The organism is Rubrivirga sp. (assembly GCF_049648075.1).
Taxonomy (GTDB): domain Bacteria; phylum Bacteroidota; class Rhodothermia; order Rhodothermales; family Rubricoccaceae; genus Rubrivirga.
In genome coordinates this window covers 1-4582 of sequence record NZ_JBARYR010000020.1, presented here as the reverse complement: position 1 = coordinate 4582, position 4582 = coordinate 1, and the positions used below count along the sequence as shown (strand labels likewise).

At 68.0% G+C, this 4582-nt stretch carries 5 protein-coding genes; 1 reads left to right on the top strand and 4 read right to left on the bottom strand.

What is annotated here, in order from left to right; translation table 11 throughout:
- Positions 1–291, top strand: a 291-nt coding sequence (locus tag WBA11_RS00655) for a hypothetical protein (RefSeq protein ID WP_424518803.1), incomplete at its 5' end; no start/stop codon positions are given.
- A 56-nt stretch (positions 292–347) separates the two neighbouring features.
- Here WBA11_RS00655 and WBA11_RS00650 read toward each other — a convergent pair.
- From WBA11_RS00650 to WBA11_RS00635, 4 genes are all read right to left on the bottom strand, one after another.
- On the bottom strand, positions 348–1757 hold the full coding sequence (locus WBA11_RS00650) for a phosphoglucomutase/phosphomannomutase family protein (RefSeq protein ID WP_424518802.1): 1410 nt from the start codon (positions 1755–1757) through the stop codon (positions 348–350).
- Between the two features lie 192 nt (positions 1758–1949).
- Positions 1950–3623, bottom strand: a complete 1674-nt coding sequence (gene ettA / locus WBA11_RS00645; RefSeq protein ID WP_424518801.1) for an energy-dependent translational throttle protein EttA — start codon at positions 3621–3623, stop codon at positions 1950–1952.
- Positions 3624–3935: 312 nt separating this feature from the next.
- Positions 3936–4337, bottom strand: coding sequence for a TerB family tellurite resistance protein (locus tag WBA11_RS00640; protein ID WP_424518800.1), 402 nt, complete (start codon positions 4335–4337; stop codon positions 3936–3938).
- Between the two features lie 79 nt (positions 4338–4416).
- The gene (locus tag WBA11_RS00635; protein WP_424518804.1) at positions 4417–4578 is read right to left on the bottom strand and encodes a winged helix-turn-helix transcriptional regulator; all 162 of its coding nucleotides are present in this window, start codon (positions 4576–4578) and stop codon (positions 4417–4419) included.
- Positions 4579–4582: the final 4 nt, after the last annotated feature.

Below are 4582 nucleotides of genomic sequence, written 5' to 3'. Positions count from 1 at the left end.
TTCCAAGCCGCCGTCGCACGCGGCGTCGCCGACCTCGAGGGCCGACTCGCGCAGCTCCGCCCGTACGCCGCCGAGGACACGACCGGCGGGCTCCTCCGAGGCATCGACTCCGTTCTGGCCGACCGGGACCGACTGCGCGCCCGCGTCGGCGCGTACCCCGACACGACCGCCTCGCAGTTTCTGCCGTTTCGGTCCTCCGTCACCGACGGCCTGCTCAGCCTCGACCAGCGCGTAACGCTTCTGGCCGCCGACACGACGCGTGTCGCCCCAGACACGACGTCCTCGATGTAACGACCTCGAGGGCGGCAGAGCACCCGGCCCGTCGCGTGTTCGTCCTCGAGGACGAGCTAGCCGCCGTTCACCATCTGGACGCCCCACGCGACGAGCGCGTCGGCGTCGCGCTGGCTGGCGGCCTCCGAGTAGACGCGCAGCACCGGCTCCGTGCCGGAGGGCCGGAACAAGAGCCACCCGCCCTCGATGCGGAACTTGAACCCGTCGAGCGTCTCGGTGCCGGTCACCTTCTTCCCATCGACGGTCTTGAGCCCCTCGGTAGAGAGTTGCTCGAGGACGGACCGCTTGCGGTCCTCCGTCGTGTGCAAGTCCGTCCGCGACTGGTAGTGCGGCCCGAACTCGTCCATCAACTCGCGGACCAGCCCCGAGAGCGTCCGCTCGCGCCGGACCATCATCTCGGCGACCGTGAGCCCGATGAACAGGCCGTCGCGCTCGGGGATGTGCCCCTTGACCGCCATACCGCCCGACTCCTCACCGCCAACGAGCACGTCGCCCTCGACGATCTTGCCCGCGATGTACTTGAACCCGATCGGCGTCGTCTCGACCTCGAGGCCGTACTGCTCGCCCATCCGGTCCAACATGTCCGTCGTCGAGAACGTCTTGACGATCGTCCCGCGCAGGCCCTTTTCCTCGTGGAGGTACTTGATCAGGAGCGCCAGGATCTTGTGGGAGTCCACGAACTGGCCCTCCTCGTCCACGAGCCCGATCCGGTCGGCGTCGCCGTCCGTCGCCATACCGAGCGAACAGTTCCGATCCACGACGGTCTTGAGCAGGTTCTCGAGGTTGCGCTCGATGGGCTCCGGCGCCTGGCCGTGCATCCCCGGGTTCTGCTCATGACCGAGCTCGACGACGCGCGTCATGCCGAGCAGGTCGGACGCGACGCCTTGGCCGGCGCCGTACATCGCATCGTACGCGAGACGTGTGCCGGACTCCTTGATCCCCTCGATGTCCAAACGGTCCTTCAGCATCGCCACGTAGTCCGACTGCAGGTCGAACGTGGTGATGGTTCCGGCCTCGACGAGCGCGTCGTAGGCCTCGAGGCCGGGGGTGCCGTTTAGCGATGCCATCTCGGCCTCGACGGCCGCGATCATGTCCGGCGTAGCCGGTCCGCCAAAGTGGGCCTTGATCTTGAATCCGTTGTACTCGGGCGGGTTGTGGCTCGCCGTGATCACGACGCCGGCCGTCGCCCCCAGGTCGCCCGTCGCCCAACTCACCGCTGGCGTTGTCGCGAAGCCGGTAGACAGCCGGACCCGGATGCCTTGCGAGGCCAGCACTCGTGCCACGTGCTGCGCAAACGATCCGCCCTGGAAACGCGTGTCGTAGCTGATCACGACCGACCCATCGCCCTCCTCCTGCTTCTGCACCCAGGCCGCGGTCGCTCGTGCGACCGTCGTCAGGTTGTCGTAGGTGTAGTCCTCTGCGATGACGGCGCGCCAGCCGTCGGTTCCAAACTTGATCTCGCTCATGGGGAAGGGCAGGGTGAGAGCGCGCCGAGAAGCGGCCGGTCCCGAAGCTACGGCGGGGCCTGTGATGGGGCGAACGAGGAAACTCCTCACGAGGTCTGCCGACGCGGTGTCACACGACCTCGGGGTCGAGCGACGCATCGGCCGAGACCGCGCCCTCGAGGGCGCGACCTGACTGTCCGCCCTCGAGGACGGCTACGCGCGCGTCAGCTTGCGGTGCGGGCCGGACGGCTCGTCGACCTCGAGGCCGAGCCGCTCGCGGCGGTTGTCCGCGTACTCGTCGTAGTTGCCCGGGTAGAAGAACACGTTGCCGTCGCCCTCGAAGGCGAGCGTGTGCGTGGCGACGCGGTTGAGGAACCAGCGGTCGTGAGAGATGACGACGCCGCAGCCGCCGAACGACAACAGCGCCTCCTCCAAGGCGCGCAGGGTGTTCACGTCGAGGTCGTTGGTTGGCTCGTCCAAGAGCAAGACGTTGGCGCCCTCCTTCAACGTGACGGCCAGCTGAAGCCGCCCGCGCTCGCCGCCGGACAACGTCCCGACCTTCTTCTGCTGGTCGGCACCACCGAAGTTGAACCGGCCGACGTAGGCGCGGCTGTTGACCTCCTTGGTGCCGAGCTGGATAAAGTCGGAGCCGCCGGAGATCACCTCCCAGACCGTCTTGTCCGGGTCGAGGTCGCGGTCCTGGTTGACGTACCCGATCTGGACCGTCTCGCCGACCTTGAACGTGCCGTCGTCGGGCTGCTCCTGGCCCGTGATCATGCGGAACAGCGTCGTCTTGCCCGCGCCGTTCGGGCCGACCACGCCGACGATGCCGCCGGGCGGCAGGTCGAACGTCAGGTCCTCGACGAGAGTCCGATCACCGTACGCCTTGTCGACCTTCTCAGCCTGCACCACGACGTTGCCCAAACGCGGACCCGGCGGGATGTAGATCTCGAGCTCGTCGCGACGCTCGTCCGAGAGGCCGGCCTGCAGCTCCTCGTAGCGCGCGATGCGGGCCTTCGATTTGGTCCGTTGCCCCTTGGCGTTCTGGCGGACCCACTCGAGCTCCTGGTGGATCGTCTTCTGGCGCTTCGAGGCCTCCTTCTCCTCTTGCTGGAGACGGGCCTCCTTCTGCTCGAGCCAGCGCGTGTAGTTGCCCTCGAACGGGATGCCCTTGCCGCGGTCGAGCTCCAGGATCCACCCGGCGACGTTGTCCAGGAAGTACCGGTCGTGCGTCACGGCGATGACCGTGCCCTCGTACTGCGCCAAATGCTGCTCGAGCCAGGCGACGGACTGAGCGTCCAGGTGGTTGGTCGGCTCGTCGAGCAAGAGCACGTCGGGCGCTTGGAGCAGCAGCCGGACGAGCGCCACGCGGCGCTTCTCGCCGCCCGAGAGCGGGCCGATGGGCGAGTCGCCGGGCGGGCAGTGGAGCGCGTCCATCGCCTGCTGCAACCGGGCGTCCACGTCCCAGGCCCCGAGCCGGTCGATGTTCTCCTGGATCTTTCCCTGCTCCGCGATGAGCGCGTCGAAATCAGCGTCGGGCTCGGCGAACGCGGCCGAGATCTCCTCGTAGCGCTTGAGCAGGCCGACGGCCTCGCTCATCCCCTCCTCGACGACCTCGCGGACCGTCCTCGAGGGGTCGCCCAGGTCCGGCTCCTGCTGCAACATCCCGATGTTGAGGTCGGGCTGCTTCTGGATCTCGCCGTCGTGCTTCTCGTCGAGGCCGGCGATGATCTTGAGGAGCGTCGACTTGCCCGCCCCGTTCAGGCCCAAAACGCCGATCTTGGCGCCGTAGTAGAACGAGAGGTAGATGTTGTCCAAGATCTTCTTGCCCGTCGGCAGCGTCTTACCGACGCCCAGCATGGAGAAGATGATTTTCTGGTCGCTCACAGGGTCTTGGGGATGTCTACGCGAAGCTAGAGAGGGCCGGCCTCGAGGGCGGTGGAATCCGAGGGAAGGCGGGACGTTGGGAATGGGCCAGAACCATCCTCGACCTCGAGGACGAGCGCAGCCTCAAGGACAAGCGCGGACGTGACACATCATGTCCCTCCATGCAGCGCGGTCGTCCTAGATCACGCGTAGGGACACGACGTGTCGTGTCCACCAGCCAACTCGAAGACGAGCCGATTCGATGACGAGCCGACGCGGACCAGGACCATCTCGGTCTAGCGCACCCCAGGAAGGCCGCGCCCTCGAGGACGGCTACGCGACGCCGGCGCCCAGGCTCTCCGCCTCCTCCAACAGCTCCTGGTGCCGGCGGCCCCAATCGAGGGCGTTCTCGAAGACTCCCGCGTCAACGCGGAGGTTGGCCGCGACGGACCGGATCGACTCGACCTCCTTCGGGTGGAGACGGCCGTCGGCGTAGGCGACGAGGATGAGCTCGAGCAGGACGGACACGCGCGAGCGCCCCGTCCCGAACAGCACATGCAAGTCGCCCGCCGTCGAGGGCGCCGACGCCGTCTCGGTGCCCACGCCGGCCTCGAAGTAGAGCCGGTCCAGCCGCTCCAACTCCTGGATCGCGAGCCGGTGGTCGGCGTCGATCACGTTCCGCGCCAGAACAAGGAAGGCGCGGCGCTGCTCGGGGCTGAGGTCGTGGAGGAACATCGAGGTCGGGAGGGGTTGGGTCGGAGGGTACGCACTCGCCGCCCTCGAGGTCGTGCGCATCGCGCCGGTAACGGCACCGTTACACGTCGGCCGCCCACTCGCCCAGGGCGTCCAAGAGCGGGACGAGCGCGAGGCCCCGCGCGGTCAGTCGGTACGACACGGCGGCGCCACGCTCGCGGCGCTCCACGACGCCGCGGTCGGCCAGCAACCCGAGCTCACCCGAGAGCGCCTTCGAGGACACCGGC

Coding starts and splice junctions, on each gene's coding strand:
- WBA11_RS00640 (WP_424518800.1), bottom strand. CDS start 4,337: ATGTTCCTCCACGACCTCAGCCCCGAGCAGCGCCGCGCCTTCCTTGTT.
- WBA11_RS00650 (WP_424518802.1), bottom strand. CDS start 1,757: ATGAGCGAGATCAAGTTTGGAACCGACGGCTGGCGCGCCGTCATCGCA.